This window comes from Methanosarcina sp. DH2 (assembly GCF_020804225.1).
Classification (GTDB): Archaea; Halobacteriota; Methanosarcinia; order Methanosarcinales; family Methanosarcinaceae; genus Methanosarcina.
Map to the genome: position 1 here is coordinate 586,692 of NZ_WJBI01000002.1, position 18,596 is coordinate 605,287.

At 42.0% G+C, this 18,596-nt stretch carries 18 protein-coding genes; 13 read left to right on the top strand and 5 right to left on the bottom strand.

All coding sequences use genetic code 11. The annotated features are described in order from the left end of the window. The first annotated feature begins 469 nt into the window (after positions 1 to 469). The 4 genes from wtpA (at position 470) to FXV91_RS06495 (ending at position 4,153) form a co-directional block, all read left to right on the top strand. Entirely contained in the window at positions 470 to 1,561 is a 1,092-nt protein-coding gene (gene wtpA / locus FXV91_RS06480) for a tungstate ABC transporter substrate-binding protein WtpA (RefSeq protein ID WP_229389599.1), read from the top strand. A gap of 138 nt (positions 1,562 to 1,699) precedes the next feature. Then, positions 1,700 to 2,518 (top strand): ABC transporter permease, encoded by an 819-nt coding sequence (locus tag FXV91_RS06485; protein ID WP_229389601.1) that lies wholly within the window; start codon positions 1,700 to 1,702, stop codon positions 2,516 to 2,518. Continuing rightward, positions 2,505 to 3,551 (top strand): ATP-binding cassette domain-containing protein, encoded by a 1,047-nt coding sequence (locus FXV91_RS06490; RefSeq protein WP_229389603.1) that lies wholly within the window; start codon positions 2,505 to 2,507, stop codon positions 3,549 to 3,551. The genes FXV91_RS06485 and FXV91_RS06490 overlap by 14 nt, the downstream gene beginning before the upstream one ends. 14 nt (positions 3,552 to 3,565) lie before the next feature. Further along, on the top strand, positions 3,566 to 4,153 hold the full coding sequence (locus FXV91_RS06495) for a TOBE domain-containing protein (protein ID WP_229389605.1): 588 nt from the start codon (positions 3,566 to 3,568) through the stop codon (positions 4,151 to 4,153). A gap of 235 nt (positions 4,154 to 4,388) precedes the next feature. Here the strand turns inward: FXV91_RS06495 and FXV91_RS06500 are convergent, their stop codons facing one another. The 3 genes from FXV91_RS06500 to FXV91_RS06510 are packed head-to-tail and all read right to left on the bottom strand — an operon-like array spanning position 4,389 to position 8,951. Beyond that, positions 4,389 to 5,450, bottom strand: a complete 1,062-nt coding sequence (locus tag FXV91_RS06500) for a COG1361 S-layer family protein (RefSeq protein ID WP_229389607.1) — start codon at positions 5,448 to 5,450, stop codon at positions 4,389 to 4,391. Continuing rightward, positions 5,443 to 6,600 (bottom strand): hypothetical protein, encoded by a 1,158-nt coding sequence (locus FXV91_RS06505; protein ID WP_229389609.1) that lies wholly within the window; start codon positions 6,598 to 6,600, stop codon positions 5,443 to 5,445. Before FXV91_RS06505 ends, FXV91_RS06500 begins: the two co-directional genes overlap by 8 nt. Next, positions 6,597 to 8,951, bottom strand: coding sequence for an RND family transporter (locus FXV91_RS06510; RefSeq protein WP_345945478.1), 2,355 nt, complete (start codon positions 8,949 to 8,951; stop codon positions 6,597 to 6,599). The genes FXV91_RS06505 and FXV91_RS06510 overlap by 4 nt, the downstream gene beginning before the upstream one ends. A gap of 226 nt (positions 8,952 to 9,177) precedes the next feature. Here FXV91_RS06510 and FXV91_RS06515 point away from each other — a divergent pair, with 226 nt between their 5' ends. The 3 genes from FXV91_RS06515 (at position 9,178) to FXV91_RS06525 (ending at position 11,295) form a co-directional block, all read left to right on the top strand. Continuing rightward, positions 9,178 to 9,957: a TrmB family transcriptional regulator gene (locus FXV91_RS06515; protein WP_229389613.1), complete on the top strand. Its 780-nt coding sequence runs from the start codon at positions 9,178 to 9,180 to the stop codon at positions 9,955 to 9,957. Positions 9,958 to 10,213: 256 nt separating this feature from the next. After that, positions 10,214 to 10,873, top strand: a complete 660-nt coding sequence (locus tag FXV91_RS06520; protein WP_229389615.1) for an MBL fold metallo-hydrolase — start codon at positions 10,214 to 10,216, stop codon at positions 10,871 to 10,873. 98 nt (positions 10,874 to 10,971) lie between these two features. Beyond that, entirely contained in the window at positions 10,972 to 11,295 is a 324-nt protein-coding gene (locus FXV91_RS06525) for a ribonuclease P protein component 4 (RefSeq protein ID WP_229389617.1), read from the top strand. A gap of 34 nt (positions 11,296 to 11,329) precedes the next feature. Here FXV91_RS06525 and FXV91_RS06530 read toward each other — a convergent pair whose 3' ends face one another. Further along, positions 11,330 to 11,599: a hypothetical protein gene (locus FXV91_RS06530; protein WP_229389619.1), complete on the bottom strand. Its 270-nt coding sequence runs from the start codon at positions 11,597 to 11,599 to the stop codon at positions 11,330 to 11,332. 543 nt (positions 11,600 to 12,142) lie between these two features. Next, on the bottom strand, positions 12,143 to 12,448 hold the full coding sequence (locus FXV91_RS06535; RefSeq protein WP_229389779.1) for a signal recognition particle protein Srp19: 306 nt from the start codon (positions 12,446 to 12,448) through the stop codon (positions 12,143 to 12,145). 166 nt (positions 12,449 to 12,614) lie between these two features. On the opposite strand from FXV91_RS06535, the gene FXV91_RS06540 reads away from it, so the two are divergent. The 6 genes from FXV91_RS06540 to FXV91_RS06565 all read left to right on the top strand — a co-directional run bounded on the left by FXV91_RS06540 (position 12,615) and on the right by FXV91_RS06565 (position 18,596). After that, entirely contained in the window at positions 12,615 to 12,872 is a 258-nt protein-coding gene (locus FXV91_RS06540) for a hypothetical protein (RefSeq protein WP_229389621.1), read from the top strand. 195 nt (positions 12,873 to 13,067) lie between these two features. Beyond that, positions 13,068 to 13,928, top strand: a complete 861-nt coding sequence (locus FXV91_RS06545; RefSeq protein WP_229389781.1) for a DUF5803 family protein — start codon at positions 13,068 to 13,070, stop codon at positions 13,926 to 13,928. A gap of 109 nt (positions 13,929 to 14,037) precedes the next feature. After that, positions 14,038 to 14,715, top strand: coding sequence for a type IV pilin N-terminal domain-containing protein (locus tag FXV91_RS06550; protein WP_229389623.1), 678 nt, complete (start codon positions 14,038 to 14,040; stop codon positions 14,713 to 14,715). 1,018 nt (positions 14,716 to 15,733) lie between these two features. After that, on the top strand, positions 15,734 to 16,057 hold the full coding sequence (locus FXV91_RS06555; RefSeq protein WP_229389625.1) for a hypothetical protein: 324 nt from the start codon (positions 15,734 to 15,736) through the stop codon (positions 16,055 to 16,057). A gap of 868 nt (positions 16,058 to 16,925) precedes the next feature. After that, complete coding sequence (locus FXV91_RS06560) at positions 16,926 to 17,537, top strand: FmdE family protein (protein WP_229389783.1); 612 nt, start codon at positions 16,926 to 16,928, stop codon at positions 17,535 to 17,537. Positions 17,538 to 17,555: 18 nt separating this feature from the next. Beyond that, positions 17,556 to 18,596 carry a 4Fe-4S binding protein gene (locus FXV91_RS06565; protein ID WP_229389627.1) on the top strand — a complete coding sequence of 347 codons (1,041 nt, stop codon included), beginning with the start codon at positions 17,556 to 17,558 and terminating at the stop codon, positions 18,594 to 18,596.

The following is an 18,596-nucleotide window of genomic DNA, read 5'->3' on the forward strand; positions in this document are numbered from 1 at the left end:
ATTACCATTTTATAGAAATTTTCCTGAAATATTACAATCATTCAGGAATACTTTGCTTTTATATATTCTCATATTATTAAATCTGAATAAGTAAACTTTACTTTTATTCTACTATTTATTTATTCCTCAGATGCTTTACGAACTTCTTTTTACAAATAAATGCAAGTTAACTTGGGTTTATTCATTTTAATTTCCTTATTTTTATTCATGGATTCTTATTTTTATTCATGGATTCTTATTTTTATTCACGGATTCTTATTTTGATCCATGGATTCTTATTTTGATCCATAGATTCTTACTTTGATTCTTGACTCCCAATTTCATTTTTTACATAAACCGATTTTTCCCAGGGAAAACGCTTTTTTAGGCTTCAGTTCCTTCTTTTTTGTTCATCATGATTTACATCACGTGAAAAAGCAGAGGTTTTACTCAAAAGGTTTATATTTGTTATGTTTAAGACCACATAACTATGAAAGGTAAAATCGAAGTTTTCAAGGTAGTCTCTGTTCTCTTAACCCTGATTACTATATTTGCCGGCCTTGGCTGTGTTGACAATCAGGCAGAAGACGAGAATATAGGAGCTATGGAAGACAGCTCTGAAAATATTACCACAAGCGAAGACACTGTCCTTACGGTTTTTCACGCAGGAAGCCTGAGTGTACCCTTTGAAGAGCTTGAAGCTGAGTTCGAAGCTAAACATCCTGGAGTTGATGTTCAGAGAGAAGCTGCGGGGAGTGCACAAAGCGTGAGAAAGATCACAGAGCTTGGAAAACAGGCAGATGTTCTGGCGTCTGCAGATTATGCCCTGATTCCGTCCATGATGATTCCGGAATATGCAGAGTGGTATGCGGCTTTTGCAAGAAACCAGATCGTAATCGCTTACACTAATGAAAGCCTGTACAGTGATGAGATCAATGCAGGTAACTGGTATGAAATCCTCAGGCGCCCGGGGGTAAATTATGGCTTTTCCAACCCTAACGATGACCCATGCGGCTACAGGACCCAGATGGTTACCCAGCTTGCAGAGTTCTATTATAATGACAACCAGATTTACGATGACCTTATTCTGGATAAGACCGGTATGATTGCCACAACAGAGGAAAACGGGACAGTTCTCGTGAGTGTTCCTGAATCTGAAGCCCTTTCCCCTGATACCAGTAAGATTATGCTCAGGAGTATGGAAGTCGAGCTTTCCTCTGCTCTGGAAATGGGGGAAATCGACTACTTTTATATCTACAGGAGTGTAGCTGAGCAGCATGGCTTTAAATATGTAGAGCTCCCGCCTGAAATTGATCTGAGTTCAATCGAATATGCTGACGATTACTCAAAAGTCCAGGTTGAAATGGCAAACGGAGAAGTAGTTACCGGCTCTCCTATTGTATATGGAGTGACAATCCCTAAAAATGCCGAAAATCCGGAACTTGCAGCGGAATTCGTAAAACTGCTCCTTGACGAGTCTGGCCAGCAGATTTTCATAGAGAACGGACAGCCCCCGATCGTTCCTGCCTTCTCTGAAGGAAAAGAATCAATGCCTGAAGAATTACAGGCTTTTGTGGAATAAATTACAGGCTCTTATAGAATAAAGATGAGCTCTTTCCCTGGTCCTAAAACTACTTTAAACACCCTGGTATAACGAATTTCAGAAAGCAGGATTCAGGGAATTACTTAAAAACAAAAACGGCAGTAAAAGGGTATAAGAATGAATGCCACAATCCAAAAAATCCGCAGAATTGAGCCTCTGACTTTCATCTTTTCCCTTATACTGATCATTCTTTTCCTTTTTATTTTCCTGACTCTTTCAAACATGATCTTCGGGCAAATCCTGGAGAATTTTTCGGGCCTGATGAAAGCCGCAGGAAACCGTTCAGTGATGGGCGCTATTTTTCTCTCACTTTATGCGGGTTTTATTGCAACACTGCTTGCCCTTTTCCTCGGAGCTCCGGCGGGTTACATCCTAGCAAGGTTCGATTTTCCCGGTAAGAGGCTGGTTGAGAGCATAATTGATGTGCCTGTAGTGGTCCCGCATACGGTTGCAGGGATTGCCCTTCTTACTGTTTTCGGATCTCGAGGGCTTATTGGGGAACCTCTCGCATCTTATATCCAGTTCCGCGACGCTCTTCCGGGAATTGTAGTCGCAATGCTTTTCGTATCCCTTCCCTATCTGGCAAATTCTGCAAGGGAAGGCTTCAAAAGTGTGGACCCGAGGCTTGAAAATGCAGCCCGTTCTCTGGGAGCTCCTCTCTGGAAAGCATTTTTCTTTGTAACTCTCCCTCTTTCGGCAAGACATCTCTTAATAGGCGCAGTCATGACCTGGGCAAGGGCTATAAGTGAGTTCGGGGCTGTTGTGATTATCGCTTACTACCCCATGATAGGGCCCACACTTATCTATGACCGTTTTATCTCTTACGGGCTTTCGGCATCCAGACCCATAGCCGTACTTCTTATACTGGTCACTCTTTCTATATTCCTTGTAATAAGAATCCTTTCCGCAGGCTGGAGTATATATGATAGAGATTGAATCCCTTTCCCGGAAATGGAAAACTTTTGCCCTGAACGATCTTAGCCTTAAAGTTGAATCCGGCGAATACTTTGTGATCCTTGGACCCACAGGAGCCGGAAAAACCCTGCTTCTTGAACTGATTGCAGGTTTTCATGTCCCCGATTCCGGAAAGGTTATGGTTGACGGAAAAGAAGTAACACACCTGCCTCCGGAAAAACACGACCTTGCTTTTGTCTACCAGAATTATTCTCTTTTTCCTCATATGAACGTGAAAAAGAATATCGAGTTCGGGATGCGGATGAAGAAAATAAAAGATCCAGAAAGGGTTCTGGAAACTGCCAGAGACCTGAAGATCACCCATCTTCTTGATCGCAACCCTCTTACGCTTTCCGGAGGAGAACAGCAAAGGGTCGCCCTTGCAAGAGCACTTGTTACCGACCCTAAAATATTGCTGCTGGATGAGCCTCTGAGCGCGCTTGATCCCCGTACTCAGGAAAGTGCCAGAGAACTGCTTTCAGCTCTCCATAAAAATAAAAAACTGACTGTGCTGCATATCACGCATGACCAGACTGAAGCCCGCATAATGGCTGACAGGATTGCAATCATAATGGACGGAAAGCTTGTGCAGGTCGGGACTCCTGAGGCTATTTTCGAAAAACCTGTTGATAGCCAGGTAGCCAGCTTTGTAGGGTTTGAGAATGTGCTGAAAGGCAGGGTTATCTCTGCTGACCGCGGCCTTCTAAGAATCGAGGCCGGGGGCGCGGTGATCGATGCCTCAGGGGATATGAAAACAGGAGATCAGGTATATGCCTTCCTGAGACCCGAAAACATAGCTTTAAGTAAAACTTCCGCACAATCCAGCATCAGAAACTCTCTGCAGGGCAGGGTTACGGAAGTCTGGATACTTGGAGCTCTTGTGCGGGTGAAAGTTGATTGTGGGATCCCCCTGAATGTCCTCATAACCCGGCAGTCGGCAGAAGAGATGAATATCTCTCCGGGTGTTCCTGTCTATGCCCAATTTAAGGCAAGTTCTGTCCATGTTCTCCGCTAAAAAGGTGAAAGTCTGTGAAAGCGAAAACAAAGCTCTGGTTTACTGAAGATGGAAAGACGGTAATGGGTGCTGGCAGAGCCGAGTTGTTGAAATCAATTGACGAAGAACGCTCCCTTCGAAAAGCCTGCCAGAAACTCGGAATCTCGTATAAGCATGCCTGGATGATGCTTAAAAAAATGAATGAAGCGCTAGGCGAGCCTGCGGTAGTTACCGTGCGCGGGGGAAAAGACCAGGGCACCTTCCTGACCGATCTCGGAAGAAAACTGCTGGTTGAATACGATATGAACAAAAAAATGATTAATGAAGCCGTAGGGGATGAAACCTCCTGGGAAAACGTAAGTTTTAAGCTTTCAGCTCGAAATAAGCTTCCAGGAAGGGTACTTGAAGTCGAAAAAAGCGGGCTTGTTTCCAAGATCACTATTGAACTGGAACCTTCAGTCCTTACCTCTGTAGTTACGGAAGAAGCAGTGGAAAAACTGGATATAAAGCCTGGAGACCGGATTTATGCAGTCATAAAATCCACCGAGGTAATGGTCGCAAAAGCTGTCAGTAAAAAAGAATCTGTAAACCTCGATTTGAAAGAATCTGATATCTCAGACTGAATATTACTTTTTTACGTAAGATATACTTTAAAGATTATCATGTTGAGATCTTCAAATTTAAGATCTTTAAATGTAAAATCTATAAGTGTAAAATCTGTAAGTGTAAAATCCTTTATCAAAAAGGCTGGAATGCCTGTAAAATTTATCGTTCACAGGCATTTTTTTATTTACTTTCGATTATCTAATTTCTCAATTTCTCAATTTCTCAATTTCTCAATTTTTTTAGCTTTTTTTTTCAGTCCTTCTTCTGTTTTTTCCTGAAAAGGACGAAGCAGGCTGCAAGAGCCATGAAAGCAATGCCGGTTCCAAACTGATACCCTGGAAGGCTTTCTTTGGCAGGCAGGATCTCTACATTAACCTTTATGCTGTCCGAGATCTGGTCGTGCCCGTCAGTGTCTTCATAGAGAATCTCGCTGTTAAGGGAATATAGTTTGGGTGTTGCATCCTCGTCTACATCCATATCAAAAATGGCAACAGCGGTTTTTCCCGGGTTTAGAGTTCCGAGGTAAGCCTGGTCATCGGTTGTGCTGAAGGGGTCACCTGCACTAACCCTGACTGTTGCATCCTTTGCAGGTTCTTCTCCTGAGTTCTTGTATGTAACATAAAGCAGTCCGCCTTCGTCGGGGTAAAGGTCGCCTGTTACATTTGTAACTTCAAAGTAGGGTTCTTTTTTGACCTTTACCTCTATGGTCTGGGTCTGTGTCTTGTTTTCGTACCAGATGCCTACTTCTTTGTTTGTTACAAGGCCTATAGCACTGTCAAATTCATCCCCGCCTACCTGCACATTATGCTGGTACATATATGAAAGCTCAAGGGTTAAGGGATAAGTTCCGGCGGGGGTATTCTTGTTAACTTCAATAGTGAATTTTGTTGGGCTTGAACTCTGTTTACCCTGTTTGAGGGTACCTGCTTCCTGAGGCCCGGATTTCACCTTTATATGCGGGTCATCGGATTTGAGGGTTGCAAGGATACCTACTGCTGTTATGGCCTGGGCTTCGTACTGCATTTCAGCCTGCTGGAGCATCTCAGCCACATAGTCCCCCATATCTACCTCATTTTCGGACTTAAATCCGGTGATTGCACCTTTATTCATCATATTTATGTTCAGAGTTACCGTATCTCCCCTTGAATATTCATTGTTTCCAACAAGTGTCGCATTAAGGTCAGGCCCTCCGTATACGGTGTAATAATTCTCACTGATGTCGAAGTTCTTGGGTAAAGCTGCCTGTGCGGGCAGGGCAGCAGAGCAAAGGATCAGAAGGGCTGTAATAGTAGTAAAAAATCCATTTTTATTCATTCTCATCACCTGACGCGTTCTCATCATTCTCATTATTCTTCTTTCTTTTCCGGTGCATATTTACGATCTGGTAAAGGGCGATAAGGATAATCAGTATAATTGCTATGCCGGCTGGGCTGATTTTTTTCTCTGTGGCTTCAAGAGGCACATGTACTTTCAGGTTATCTGAAAAGGAGGTTTCTCCATCCTCATCAACATATTTTATCTCGCTATCGATTCCATAGCTTTTTACAGTAGCATCCTTGCTTGCAGCGATTTCGAATCTGGCTGTCCTGTTCTCTCCAGGCCCTATATCTCCGAGTCTCACTGTGGACTTCTCCGCGCTAAGAGGGCTCATTATGATTATTCGGGCCATAGCATCCTGCGCAATGCTTTCTCTTGTGTTCGTATAGGTGATTTCAATGACTCTATTTTCTCCCTGTTTCAGGTTGCCTGAAATCTCAGTTACCTCTAACTTCGGTTTGCTTTTTATGGAAATCGGTATTCTAAGCGTCTCTTCTTTCGTCTTATATTCTCTGGTATAGTCCGTATCCGTAAGCCCCAGGTTTATTACTTCCCCGGTTGCGGTCCGGACATTAGCCTGGTAGTCATAGCTTACAGGCAGGAAGAGTTCATAATTTCCAGCAGGGGTGTCACTGTCGATCCTTATCGTATATCTTAGGTTTGCGGTATGCCCTGTTTCAAGCTCTTCCACATCCTGGATATTGGTCGAGGATTCGACCTCTATGTACTCTGTTCCAGAAACAAGGAAGGCGTTGATGTTTTTCGCTGTTGTGGACTCTTTTTCTTCTTCCATCTCAGCAACTGCTAGCGTCTCTTCAGCAGAATCGCTTATCCCAGCCTGATTTACGTTCAGTCTCTGAAAACCTTCTATTACTCCTTTATTCACAATTTTTATCTGCAGGTCTGCAGTCTCTCCCCTGCTGAGCTCGGGATTTCCTGTGACTGATGCCTGCATGACCGGTTCACCGTAACTCCTGTAATAGTCTACGGTGTACCCATAGTCTGGAATAATGAAGTTTGTTTCATCATCGTCATCATTTCCGAGGGCTGGAAATGCAGTCATTGATACTATTAACAGGATTAACGCAACTAAAGGAGCTCTTTTCATTATCTTTTGCCTTAATTTTTTTATGGGCACTCGTGTCATATCTCTGCCCCCTGAATTTGTTTTTTTGCCTCTTTTTCTGCCGCCGTGCTCCCTCTTTTCTTCTCTCGCCAGGTATCAAGGATTACTATAAGCGGCGGGAAGACTACAAAGGTTGCCAGGAGAGCTAGCAGGACATCAATAACCGTAACTTTTCCAAAATTGCTAATCATCGGGAATGGGGAAGCGACCAGGGCCAGGAATCCAAACACAGTAGTAGCTCCTGAAGCAATGATTGCAGTTCCTATTTTTGAACTGGTCATATGGATCGCTTCCATAGGAGTTGCGCCAGCCTCTTTTTCTTCAAAGTAGCGTTCCATCATAAGGATCGCATATTCAGAACCTACTCCAAGAATCAGAGCTCCAAGGGTTGCTGTCATGGGGGTGTATTCGATGTTAAGATAATACATGACTCCTCCTGACCAGCCGATTACTATTACCATCGGAATAATCGGGACTATTGCTTTCAGCCAGTCTCTGTAAACAGCAAAAAGCCCCATAAGCACAAGTCCAAGCCCAAGGAAAGTCATAGCTACTCTCCCACTGGTAAGGGCGGTAATAACTTCCGTAAAGACAACATTGTTTCCGGTAATCGTGACTGTTGTGCCCGGGGGAGCTGGCATCCACTGCATGTCCTGCCTGACAATATCCGTTAGTTCCTGGATACCTGTTACTTTGATATCTGCAACCGCATTTCCGATATTGAAGTTCAGGAGAAGCATATTTTTCCCGTACATGTAGCGCTCTTTCTGCCATTCAGGGATCTCAGCATAAATATTTTCTACTTCCTGGCTCGTGTCAGGAATTGTGCCCCCGTTCTTTTCCTTTACCAGGGATACGATGCTTGAAGCGCTGTATATATGCTTTCTTCCTTCTACTTCATGCTCGGAAAACTGATCCATCCATTTCAGGACATCCGGATTAGCTGTGTCTTCAACCTTGATGATAAGATTTAATTCATCAGTTCCCCCCATGATGTCTCCCATATGCTGGAGATCCATAAGGGCAGGCATATCCTGGGGCACGAAAGTTTGCACGTCAGTCTGAATCTCCACGGACTGATCTGCATAAAGGCCACCAAGACAGAGCAGGCTCGCTATTCCCAGGACAATAATATCGTATTTGATCGTTAGATCTGTAGCTTTCTGGAGGAGTTTCTCTGTTTTGTGTCCGCCTCCGCTCCGTTTTTCTGTTTTTTTCTTTTTCTCTAAACCTGCCGGTTTTATCCGATTCGTAAATTTCTTTAAAGGATTTTTATCCGAATAACTATCAAATAGTGAAACTGTTACAATCCCTACAAATATGGACGATAGATAACACATGATAATGCCTATCAGGAGTAGTTTTCCAAAGTCCTGGATCATTGGCACTGAGGATGTAAAGAGAGACACAAAACCAAGAGCTGTCATTCCAAGGGCTATTAAGACCGCAGGACCCGTGTTCTTTACGGTTTCTACAACTGCTCTTCCTTTACTCCCGTTTCTATGCAGTTCTTCTTCAAGCCTGTTATGGAACTGGATAGCATAATCAATCCCTACGCCTATGAGAATCGGGAACGCAGCCATCGAAACCATGGAAAGAGGAATCCCGATATAACCCATGGCTCCGAAGGTGTAAACGATCCCGAGAAGAACTACCGGGAGAGGAAGAAGGCCCCAGCGGACATGCTTGAACACGAAAAACAGTACAATAACCATGAAAATGCCGGAAAGCCCTAGAAGTGTACCCATGCTCGAATTCATTTCGTAGTTCATGGAGACGCTGAAAGCCGGATCACCTGTAACAATGATGCTGTAAGAAGGTGGAAATTCTGCAAATGAGACCGCATCTTCAGTAGCATGAAGGATATCTTCCTGTGCAGTTTCACTGGCTGAGCCGGCCATAACCACCGAAATTAACATGTGGGTATTGTCAGGAACTATCTGGCTAAAAATATCAGGATTTTCATCTATGATGACCCCAATTTCTTCATCGGTTTCGGGAATCGTGTACCTCCCTGTCGTCTGGTAATTAACCGATTTGATCAGGGAAGCAGGGCTTGTGGTTTCTATGACCCCCTCGGTAGCCTGGAGCTGATGTTCGAGCCTGTCTACGGCTTTCATCAGGTCAGCATTTTTCACCTCGTTGCCCTCTACCATCACCACAATTGACTGTGTCTGGAATATTCGTTGAAAAAGGTGGTCATAGTCCTGGTAGAGAGGGGAGTCTTTGCCTACAAAGGTCTCTGTTCCTGAAGCCATTTCTATTTTCTGCGCGCCCTGCATTGATATGACTATGAACAGGAAAGCTATCATGAGTACGGAAAAACGGTTGTTCTGAATAAAAAATCCCAGTTTTTCAAAAATATTTTTAATAGTGGATTCCCCTCATAATTTTAATATGAAGTACAATTTAGGGATTTTGATGCATATCTTCAACCTGCAGGTTTCCCTTTGGGTCGGAGTTTTACCATTCAAGACTTTACTTACTAATATACATTTTTTCCCTTTTCTACTGTATGAATAGTTATTTAATGTTCGACATTTGTTTGGTATTATATGTGGAAAAGATTTAAATTTATTGTTACTTTAGGGGTAACAAATGTTTTCACAACTTAATCCTCAGTTAATTCGTAATCTGGAGAGGCTAGGGCTAACTGAAAACGAGGCTAAAGTATATGTCGGGGTCGTCAGTTTGAGAGAGGCTACAGCCAGGGAAGTCCATGAACTTACGAATGTACCAAGAGCCAAAATATACGAAGTCCTTAAAGTGCTGGCAAAAAAAGGTTATCTGGAAGTCCGCCAGGGCTCTCCTACCTATTTCCGTGCAGTTGATCCCAAGCAGGTAATAGGCAAGATAAAAGACGAATTCATTAACTGCGCAATCGAAGCGCTTGACCAGCTCAATGAATTAAGTTATGAACTTCCAAAAACTTCTCCTGTCTGGTGTATTCAGAGTGAGTGGGGAATAAAAAACAGAATCCGTGAAATTCTCGGTGGGGTAAAGGAAGAATTGATTGTTTTCTCGTCAAGCCCCGAATTCTTGCAGGAGTTTGAGGCAGAACTGAAAAAATTGGAAAAAACCTGCCGCATAACCCTTATTGTGAACGAACTCGAGAGGTTCAAACTGCTGCCTTTTGAGTTTAGAGAGACTACAAAAGAGTTTACGGACTTCATAACTAATATTGTGATTGATGGAATCCGGTATGACGAAGAATTCTTTATAATTGCGGATGGAAAAGAATCAATAGGAGTCCACAGTGCAGGAAACAAAAGGGAAGCAGTCGTAATCAAACTGCCAGTTGTTTGTTACATGCAGAAAATGATTTATGATAGGGTGCTTGAGCCAAGTTTTATTAAAAAAGATCTTAAATCTGTCTAAGGATCTTAACAGGTCTGCTCTAAAGAAGGGCAGTGCTTCAGGATACTATTAATATGATCCAATATGATCTGAAAGTAGAGCTAATGATCTAAAAGTAGAGCTAATGATCTAAAAGTAGAGCTAATGATCTAAAAGTAGAGCTAATGATCTAAAAGTAGAGCTAATGATCTAAAAGTAGAGCTAATGATCTGAAAGTAGAGTTCTCTAACAGGACTCTTTTCGCAGATGCAGGAAACAAAGCTCAGCAGGTGTATAAATGAATGGCGTAAAAATTGAAGGCGTTAGTATTCAATGGTTGGGAAATTCTGGTTTTTTGCTTGAAGGGGATGGCAAAAAAATTTATATCGACCCGTATCAGATCGGTGAAGAACCGGCTTTTGATGACAAGGCAGATATCCTTCTTATTACACACGAGCACTTTGACCATTGCAGTCCTGAGGATATCCGGAAGGTCCGGAGGTCTGATTCTACAACCATTGTCCCTGAGAGCTGTTCCCTTGAATTCAGGGGAGATGCAAGAAGGGTTGCTGAGGGCGATATTCTGGCTGACGGACTTGAAATCAAAGGGGTTCGGATTGAAGTGGTTCCGGCCTATAACCTTGATAAGCCTAATCACCCCAGGGGACTTGGAGTAGGATATATTGTAGAACTTGGGGGATTGAGAATTTATCATGCAGGAGACACCGATTTTATTCCTGAGATGGAAACTATCAGTACCGATGTAGCCCTTCTGCCTGTTGGGGGCACATATACCATGAATGAAGAGGAAGCTGCCAGAGCAGCAGCAGTAATCTCTCCGAATTCTGTCATTCCAATGCATTACGGTTCAGAAGGAATCGAGGGAGATCCCGAAAGGTTTAAAACCCTTGTACACAGCAAGAACCCAGATATTAATGTAATTATTCTTGACTCCTGATTTCATTTTTCGAGAGAAGGGCTAAACAGGACCCCCATACTGAAACAGGATTCCCATACCAGTGAAATATAGTAGAAATACCAGGGATAGGTCTATCAATGCCTAAAGTAGCCAGGAAAAAGCAAAAAAACCTTATTCAGAATGTAGCAGCCCAGCGTATGTGGCGGCTTTTTGAGCTTGCGAAGGCTGAGTTTTCAGAAAATCCTGAGCGCAGCAGGCGTTACGTGCAGCTCATACGAAATATCTCTATGAGGAACAGGATGAGCATTCCAAGGGAAATTAAAGGCAGGATCTGCAAACACTGCTATGCGCTCCTTATGCCTGGACATAATGCCAGGTACAGATTGAAAGGAGGGTTTATTGTTGTATCCTGTGAACACTGCGGAAAAGAAATGAGATATCCTTATAAAAAGTTAAGGTAAAACCTAATGATGTGCTACCTTATACTGGACCGGATCAAATAAGCAGCGACGTTAAAGCTTCTTTTACAACGTAAGTAGTAACGAGGATCACTATCACGACCATCAGGTATACAAAAACGTTTCTGTAAACCAAATCCCTGTCTGATCCTGCCTTCATTCCAAGGGCTCCGGGACAGTTTTCACAGGAAGCTGCTCCACATCCGCAACCGACATTTATTTCTTTGTATGGTTTCTGGATTATTTTTTTGGAACTACCTGATCCGTTATTTATGACAGGTAGCGTTTTTTTGTTATTTTCGGACATATCTGCAGGTTTTGTTTTCAAATGATATAAACGTTCTTTTTAATTCTCAATACAGTTTCATTATCCATGGCCTCTAACCAGAGTTTCAATTGTCATCTCTAACCAGAGTCTCTTGTTTTATTATTATTCAGCTCTAATATATATTAATTATTCTATATATATCATATTCGGTTAGAATATTTTGTCTTTAAGAGTTGTACAGGTTTATTCAAAACAGGTAATGCAAAATAGGGTGCTTTTGACTCTTTTAAAGTCATTAGTGCGGTTTGAAAATAAGTTTGTGAGACTAAAGTCTGTTCAGGCGCTCCTTTCTAAATACCCTTTATAAATACTCTTTCTAAATACTCTTTCTAAATACTCTTTCTAAATACTCTTTCTAAATACCCTTTCTAAATGCCCTTTCTTCTTGACCAGAGATACTCATAATTCGGGTTCGTTATAATTTACATTCAATATAACTTACATTTATTATTAGTTTACATTTATTATTAGTTTACATTTATTATTAGTTTACATTTATTATTAGTTTACATTTATTATAATTCATGTTCGTGCAGGTGCTTCCTGCCCTCTCATTTTTTTTATTGCTAAGGCGATCTGCTTTGCAATAACGGATTTTGGACCCTTATCATCCACGAGCACTCTTCCGCTAACTTCCCACCATGTTTTAGGGTAGGCTTTCTCAGGCTCTACTTCAGGGTTAAGGCCCATCTGCTTTGCAGCTTCTTTGATTTCATTCAGATGCGGCTCTTTAACGGCATTTTTTCGGGAGATGATCCTTCCGCTGCTTCTAGATTTTGTCTGGTCAATATACGCAGGCCAGATTACAAGTTTTCCCTTATCTTTCATCATCATGCTATCTTCGTCCTAAATTGTTTTCATGGAATTTAAAACTGCCCGGCAATTTCCGCAGTTTCGGAGTTTCTTTTTATTAATTTAAAAGTTCAGGTTTTTCTACAATCTCGTAACCTGTAATTATTTATCTTTCCCTGATAATTTCTGCACGGTGCATTATATGATCCCGGTATTTTCAATTGATGAAAAAGTCAGGGCTTACATCAGAAGGAGCGGGCAGGACTTCAGGCTTTCCACTTCTCCGGATGGTCCTATCCTTTTTCCTCTTGAGGAATCCTCTCCCAAGCCCTCTGATATGAAAATTCTTATTGGCAGCAATACTCTTTACGTTTCCAAACTTCAGGCAAAATATATCAAAAAAATTGACTGGCCTATGGTAGAAAGGTATTTGAGCTATTCAGGAGAATCAAAAACCTGAGCTTTCAGCACAGGGGATTGGGGAGGTGCAGTTCGCATTTTTTTCTTGCAGGTTATCCGTTTTGTTTATTAAGAAGAGAGAGCATAGGATAAAGCTGACCTGTTACAGATCCTGCAAGCTTCGCTCAAAATAGTAGGAAATTGCTGCAGCTGAAAAAAGATCTCTTCAAGCCCAAGGGAGAATTCTTCCGTGAAAATGAAAACAAAAAATATATTTATACTCCTTGCCCTGCTGGTGGTCTTCATGTCGGGCTGTATTGATCAAAAAAAGGAGATCGTTCTGGATGAGCCTGGCAATATCTCTAATTATGAATTTGAGGTTTTTCTGGATGAGTGGGATAACGAAATTCCAGCAAATACCACCACATATTATATTCTGGAAGACAAAACAGAGCTGCAGGTCGTCCATATCATTATAAATAGCAGCAAGCTTGAAATCTTCCCTCCCGATTCCCTTGGTGGCAGTTCCAATGAAGACCCTATTAGAAATTTCGTACTTCTGGTAGAGCCTGCAAACGAAACTGTAGCAAGTTCAAGAACTTTTATGAGGCTCTCAAACAGTAGCAACGTTTCGGACATCAATTATACTCTTACGCAGGAAATTACGCGGAACATGAAGTTAATAAACCTTGAATTTGAAGAGCCTGTTACAGGTTTTATCGCATATACTCTTGATATGCCCGGAACTCAGAGTTTTACCTTTATGAAGCCTGACTCAGAATTCATCCGCGTAGTTCTTCCGGAAGGCTATGCTACAGGCAATAGGGTATTCGGGATAGCAAGGCCTGAACCTTATGACATAAATTTCGATGAAAAAGGAAGGCAAACTCTTCTGTGGATTTCTTCTAAGATGGGGGAACGGGAAGAAGCTATTCAGGTTAAATACTATGCTGAATCTGCACCCATGTATTTCTTCGCCGCAATTGTAGCTTTACTTTTCGGGGTCGCTATGGTGCTTTCGCGTTATTCCCGAAGTAAAAAAGAACTGGAAAGCGTTCGGGAAATCTTCGAGCTCGAAAAGGAATATGAGGAGAAAGAACAACGAAAGAAGAAATAACCACGGGTAAAGTTTCCTCCTTGCCATTGCTTCTCTATTTTTTGGACAAACCATCTATTTTTAGTCAAATAGTAATCTATTTATTCAAGCTTCACTTATTATCTTCTTGATGAAGGCGTTGGGAAGTCTCTGGCATAAATACCCTTATTCCTTAAAATCTGCATCTGAGGGTCTCTCTCCTGTTGTTGGCTCCCTTCTCCTTCTGCTAATTACTTTTGCGCTTGTGGGTGCAATCGTTAGCAGTATTAATCTCTCCGGCAGCAGAACTAATTTCCAGCCTCCTGTGGCAAGGATTACTCTTGAATCCTGTGAAGGAGGGCTTTATGGTACAGGCCCGGCAAACAATTGGGCCAGATTTGAGGAAAATCAGATTGTTCTTATGCATGAGGGAGGGGACTCCCTTCCACTAGACTCTATCTCTATACGAATTTCCGGATATGGACGTTCATACAGGCCTGTCTTTGGAGAGGGTTCTCTCACAGGAGATATCTCCATTCTCTACAAAGACCTGAGCTCCAGAGGGAAAAATTCCACGTGCTATGTTGTTCACAACAATGCTACTCTTGAAGACGGCTCCTGGGATGTCGGGGAAAAGCTTGTGCTCTGCGGGCAGGACAGTGCAGTAGGGGCAAGAGAGTCCAGCGTAAAAGTTAGTGTAAATGGGGACGATAAAACTTCTGACAATTACGGTTTTAAAGCAGGCACCGAAATAACTCTAAAAATCATTGACCGTAAAGGTAGAAATGTTATTGCTGAACGAAAGGCTGTTGTAAAGCTCGCTGACTGATTAAACAAAATCTATGCCGGTAATTAAATGATTTAAGTAATAATGATAAAGCCGGCTCCTTTTTCATTCCCTGTTTAATTGTCGGACACCCATTGTGAAGCATTATGCCAGCTTCAGCTTTGTTCTTGTTCACTTTGTATCGGTTCATGTAAGGGTATTGGTCGGAAACTCTGCTTGTTTCTGATAACGATACTGTATCTATATTTGAAAATAAGGTTATTCTTTCTTTTTCAGGTCTGTTTTCGGATCAAATTTAATATTTACTCTTTAAGAAACGCCTTTTCCCTTAATCCAACTATTTAATCCTCTTTAATATAGAGTTTTTAAATAAATTTATCCTAAAAAGCTTCATTGATCTTATTTTGAGTTTTTTTAAATCTGGCTCGTACGACAAGGATGAGAAACCAATAGCACTAATAATCACCTGTTGAATTAAGAGATTTGACCTGCAAAGTTGATTGTACTTGATTTTGTGCCTTAAGTGAGCAATTAATACTGAATTTAAGTTCTTGTCCTGAACTTTAAAATTTACTTTTTTAAATTCTGGCTCATTTTTCCTGTTCAAATACACGGCTCTTAAGGGTTCCGATAAGGGTTAATCATGTTATTTGAAATCATATCCTGGATTAAATGTTATATAAAGCTTCTTTTATAAATTCACCGAATTAAAACCCGGTATTTTTATAAGTATGCTTTTATTTAATCCCGCTAATTTCAGGAATGTCAGTCGGCGGATAGTCGACAGGACAATTAGAGAAGACCATTAGAGCAAAGCAGGACTTATGCTTTTGAGCTAAGAAAACAGTAGCATGAGACTCCAAAAAATCTAAATCATAGTATTTGTGACAGAATTGTCTATGCTATCTTTTTGACCTCATGGTATCTAAGTCCTAAGAGATAAAAATCGCTCTAAATTATATTAAACATAACAAAAATTAGGGGATTAGGACATATGGGTAAACTAATATTTGACAGACTAAAAAAGATCACGTGTATGTTTATACTGATTTTTTTTGTGATGTCATTTACAGCTACGTCAGTAAGCGCAGAGTCAAGTGATCAGAAATTACAGACATTAAACAATGAGAGAACGCAGCTGGATGCACAGAAGACTGATTTAGAAAAAGAAAGACTGAACCTGAATGCAGAGAAGAAGACATTAGAAGAAAAGAAGAAAAAATTGGGCAACAAAAAGAAAAATGACAAAGAATATCAGAACTGGCTCAATAATTATAACAAATGGCTGAGAAAATATCAGAAATGGGAAGCCAAGCACAAGAAATGGTCCACCAGAAATCATGCATGGCAGGTGAACTATAATAACTGTATGAACAGCCGTTAAAAATCAACTGTATAATATTATGCCCGGTGCTATAAAGTAAATGGTTTCTTGATAGGATTTACGCGCCTGAGAAACAAAAATGAAGCACGAAGATATGTCATAAAGTGTAATTTAAACTCATAGTGTAATTTAGACTCTTTGACATTTCATGCTACCTGTCCTCATTTCAGGTGCGTAAGTCCTATTTATATATAAACTCCTCTCCCTTTAACTCCGTTTGTTCAATTTTCACGGAGTTTTCCCTTTAGATTTATTTTTCTCCACAGATCAAATGGTAATTGCAGTCATAGGCCATCCGTTTCCGTAACGGCATCTTCTTTTTCTGAAGTTTTATGATATCTTTCAGGTCTAGTTCTTTAATATTTTTGAATCCTGCTACCATGAAATATTTAAACATCTTTTCAGGCAGGACTTTATGGTGGTTAGGGGGGAAAAATGCCTTCTCTATCGATAATTTTATAAAATACTTGTTTATATATTTTGAGTATAATAATCCTGTCTTCCGTTTTAATAGATATGTTGAGTCTTACATATCCGGAAGTCGCAGTGTTCTGGCTGGTGTTTCTTTCCGGCCTCCTGTCATTTGAGGGGTTTCTATCCCTTAATTGGAATTTCACCCTTTGAATCCCTCTGGAACTCCCTCTGGAACTCCCTCTGGAACTCCCTCTGGAACTCCCTCTGAATCAAACCACAAATCAATAACTTTCTGCTAAAAAGTTACTTATAAATACAGTGTATCCTTCTGCGTTATGTTGAAATTTACATAATGTAATCCTCCCATTATCACTGTTGTCTGACATTTGATCGTGTTTGCAACTGCATTTAATAGCATTATGTTTAATAAAACATAACGATGAAACCCATGGCGGTGAACACATTGCATAAAAATTCTGATCAAGAGAAACACAATCTGGAAACAATTCTGAAACAGGTAAAGGACCTTGAGTTGCTTTCACAGATTGAAAAGGTCGTCCCCTTTCACGGTTTCCTTACCTCAGGGGCATTAATCGGCATCCAGATGCTCAATATTGCAAAAAGAGAGCTCGATGTCCGTGACGGGGAGCGCATATACGTGACCTGCGAAACGAAAAGCTGCATGCCTGACCCCTTCCAGATCCTTGCCGGAGCTACCATAGGAAACAATGGGTTGAAAATCAATAACCTGGGGAAAATGGCGGTCACGGTAAACAAACAGGCGCCTGAAGGAGTGAACGGCATAAAAGGTGTTCGGATCCTCCTCGATTCTGAGAAAACAAAGGACTATCCTAAACTCCACGCCTGGTACTTGAACACTGAAAAGCTTCACCATGAAGAGGTTGTGCCCATCCTTCTGGAAGCCGGGGAAAAGGTGTATTCCTGGAAACCTGTGGACCTGGAAGTTCCGGTCAGGAAGAAAAAGCGGATACAATGCTGCAAAAAGTGCGGCGAAATGTTCATCCAACACGATAATGAGCTGCTGTGCGGCGGATGCACAGAATAACGTTGAGAGGTAAATAAAATGCAAGATGAGATGCGATTGTCAGTCTTTTCAGAGAAGAAAGACCGGCAGCTGGTCTATCGGCCTGCGAAATGCATTGGCTGTGGGACCTGCGTACAGGCATGCCCCAAAGGTACCCTTTCCGTGGGGGCCGTGGGAGCTGTAGCTAGAGGGCTTCTGGATGCTGATTTTCTGGAAATGACAAAGAGTGAAGACTGCCTTGTCTGCGGGATCTGTGCAAAAGTCTGTCCCACAGGCGCTCTTGAATTGATGCAGGAAGGAAAACCCCTCATAGACATGTCCTATATCTCAAAGGCCATGAGACCAACGTCAGTGAACGAAAGCTGCGTCCACTGCGGTCTCTGTGAGGATATCTGCCCTCAGGGTTGTATTGAGGTAACCCGGGAGATTTCTACGGACGGAAAACTGAAGCTTATCGGAAAGACTCATATTGATACCGAATGCTGTGTCCACTGCGGCTGGTGTGCTGCAGTATGCCCTGTAAACGCTATTTCCGTGGAAAAGCCCTTTGAAGGGCGCTGGTCCAGGGATGAGAATGTCTGCCAGACCTGCCACACCTGCATTGATGTCTGTCCTGCGAATGCCATTTTCAATAAAAAGGCAAAATCAGGGGAAAGGGTTGAAAAGATAACCCACCGGCCCGACGCCTGCATTTACTGTGGAGCCTGTGCGGTTGCCTGTCCTGTGGATGCTATTGACGTCAGAAAAACCGCAATTTTACCGGAAGTGGAGAAAAAAGGCTCCCTTGAGAAAAAGCTGCTTGAAGCCCCTGTCCCCGAAGCCCTGCTCCGCACTCGCCTGGAAACGGATGATGCTGCCTGTCTTGGCTGCGGCAACTGTGTAATTGTCTGTCCGGTAAACGCTCTCGATAACCGCGAACTTGCTGCAGGCTACCTGTATGACATGGACGAAAAAGCTATCCTTGGAGTTAAGAACGGGATAATTTCGGTCGTAAATCAGGAACGTTGCGGAGGAGATGGGACCTGTGCCCTTATCTGCCCTGTTAATGCTATTCGGCTTGTGAAAAAAGAGGTGGAATAA

What these genes read in the sequence shown, in the direction of transcription:
- FXV91_RS06500 (WP_229389607.1), bottom strand. Translation starts at nt 5,450, where the DNA reads ATGAATAAAAATGGATTTTTTACTACTATTACAGCCCTTCTGATCCTT.
- FXV91_RS06555 (WP_229389625.1), top strand. Translation starts at nt 15,734, where the DNA reads ATGTCATTTACAGCTACGTCAGTAAGCGCAGAGTCAAGTGATCAGAAA.
- wtpA (WP_229389599.1), top strand. Translation starts at nt 470, where the DNA reads ATGAAAGGTAAAATCGAAGTTTTCAAGGTAGTCTCTGTTCTCTTAACC.
- FXV91_RS06515 (WP_229389613.1), top strand. Translation starts at nt 9,178, where the DNA reads ATGTTTTCACAACTTAATCCTCAGTTAATTCGTAATCTGGAGAGGCTA.
- FXV91_RS06520 (WP_229389615.1), top strand. Translation starts at nt 10,214, where the DNA reads ATGAATGGCGTAAAAATTGAAGGCGTTAGTATTCAATGGTTGGGAAAT.
- FXV91_RS06545 (WP_229389781.1), top strand. Translation starts at nt 13,068, where the DNA reads ATGAAAACAAAAAATATATTTATACTCCTTGCCCTGCTGGTGGTCTTC.
- FXV91_RS06505 (WP_229389609.1), bottom strand. Translation starts at nt 6,600, where the DNA reads ATGACACGAGTGCCCATAAAAAAATTAAGGCAAAAGATAATGAAAAGA.
- FXV91_RS06525 (WP_229389617.1), top strand. Translation starts at nt 10,972, where the DNA reads ATGCCTAAAGTAGCCAGGAAAAAGCAAAAAAACCTTATTCAGAATGTA.
- FXV91_RS06540 (WP_229389621.1), top strand. Translation starts at nt 12,615, where the DNA reads ATGATCCCGGTATTTTCAATTGATGAAAAAGTCAGGGCTTACATCAGA.
- FXV91_RS06530 (WP_229389619.1), bottom strand. Translation starts at nt 11,599, where the DNA reads ATGTCCGAAAATAACAAAAAAACGCTACCTGTCATAAATAACGGATCA.
- FXV91_RS06565 (WP_229389627.1), top strand. Translation starts at nt 17,556, where the DNA reads ATGCAAGATGAGATGCGATTGTCAGTCTTTTCAGAGAAGAAAGACCGG.
- FXV91_RS06490 (WP_229389603.1), top strand. Translation starts at nt 2,505, where the DNA reads ATGATAGAGATTGAATCCCTTTCCCGGAAATGGAAAACTTTTGCCCTG.
- FXV91_RS06485 (WP_229389601.1), top strand. Translation starts at nt 1,700, where the DNA reads ATGAATGCCACAATCCAAAAAATCCGCAGAATTGAGCCTCTGACTTTC.
- FXV91_RS06550 (WP_229389623.1), top strand. Translation starts at nt 14,038, where the DNA reads ATGAAGGCGTTGGGAAGTCTCTGGCATAAATACCCTTATTCCTTAAAA.
- FXV91_RS06535 (WP_229389779.1), bottom strand. Translation starts at nt 12,448, where the DNA reads ATGAAAGATAAGGGAAAACTTGTAATCTGGCCTGCGTATATTGACCAG.